The sequence below is a fragment of the Marinagarivorans sp. genome, from assembly GCF_982758155.1.
Genome location: NZ_CEXWTU010000058.1, coordinates 1 through 1711 on the forward strand (window position 1 = coordinate 1; position 1711 = coordinate 1711).

Consider the following 1711-nt stretch of genomic DNA (forward strand, 5'->3'; position numbering starts at 1 on the left):
TTGCTCAAAGCGTTACATGCCCCGGCATGCGCCTCTTCGAGCGCCTTGCTGAGAAAACAGGCTCCCTCGTCTAATTGGACAAACTATTATTGCCTCGCCCCTAATACTAAAAAGCCCAATCACTCACAGAGCAATCGGGCTTTAACGGCAAGCTTTAAACCGCCCCTAGAGCGCAAATAATTGCAGTCTATCTCGGCGGTTTCCTCATATAAACTTAAAGAAGATTAATGGTATTACTAGGGGCATCAAACATACCACCACTCAAGCCCATACCCATCGGAATGGTGCGGTTAAAGTCGCGAATGTTACCCACCGACGAATTATTCGCCTGTGAAGAAAACCCACTTTTGAAGCCAGGTAAACCTGATGCTACCAATACCGGCGCGCAAGGTGTTGAGTGATTTCGACCATTACCCATACAGGTGGTCTGAACAAAGGCCGTAGTATTGATCAAACCTTCGTCCATCAAACGCTTGATAAAGTAAGCCGGCACTTGGCTGATGTAACGTACCATTTCATCGTTGGTTTCTGGCCCAGAACTGTGGCAAGAGTTGTGCGCATCACCTTGATAAGCGGTGTCGTGCCCTTTCCAAGCTCCTTGGTGATTACCCAGCTGCAAGGTTGCCACTTTTGTTAAACCACACTTCATAGCAGCCACAATAATATCGGCCTGCGCCTTACCCTTAGCCACAATGTTGTTGCCATTTGTATAAGTCGCGTTGCAACTTGCTTGATCAGGCTGGTCAGCTTCAGACGCATTGCGAATATTTTCTTCAATCTTCATCAACGCTTGCTCATGCTCCTCAAGACGCATCAACTCTTCGCTGCTCAACTTACTTTTGATCGATGTAATGGCTTCGTACTGCGCTGCAAAAGCACTTTCATAGGTTGTATCAGAGCCTACTTCAATTTTGGAATTGAAGACTTTTTCGTACAGCGCCGCAGGGCTATCAATAAATGGGCCTGTCGTACTGACCATAGTATTCGGGCCAGCATCAACACCTAGACCAGCATCGGAACCGGCATACAAAAAAGGAATCGGGGTGGTTGCACCCAACACCTCAGCAATACGCTGATCATAAGTCGGCACACCATAAGCACCACCGCTATCATTAATACCGCCCAATGCATGTGCTGCCGCGCCGTGCCCTTCAATTAGAGCATCCACTTGACGAAAACGACACACAGAAGCAACACCCGCATAAGGCTGCGTAACATTGTTCATATTGCTGGCGCTAGAAGGTAACCATTGATCGTTACGCGCGCCACTGTTGAGGTAGCAATAAACCACACGTACATCAGGGCCAGCTGCCATTGCATGCCGAGTGGCCATCAAGCCCGCGAGCAATGATGACGCCCGCAATACCGGCATTGAGATACCCGCCTTGGCAATCATCGATAAAAAGCTACGTCGATCACGCGCTATAAACTGTCGCTTTTCTTCATGAGCACGCTCCTGCTCACGCTGATAACCTAACCAGTTAGCTTTGGCTTGCGACATACGCTCACGCACTCGAATGATGCGATCAGCCTTATGGCCCGGAACTGTTTTTTTAATATCTCGAATGTCTTTCATAATTCAACCTGTCAAAATCTAGAAATAAATTAATGTATTGTCTTAAGCTTAGAAGAGGCTGGAGCACCCAGCCTTTTTGTTACTTTCTAAAGCGAATGACATCCGACATACCCAACGCTTTTAACATCGCGCGCG

Annotated in this window: 1 protein-coding gene; it reads right to left on the minus strand. The window is 47.7% G+C overall.

The window, feature by feature from the left end; all coding sequences use genetic code 11:
• Positions 1–214: 214 nt before the first annotated feature.
• Positions 215–1576 carry a DUF1552 domain-containing protein gene (locus tag AC3A8L_RS08670; protein WP_487961845.1) on the minus strand — a complete coding sequence of 454 codons (1362 nt, stop codon included), beginning with the start codon at positions 1574–1576 and terminating at the stop codon, positions 215–217.
• Positions 1577–1711: the final 135 nt, after the last annotated feature.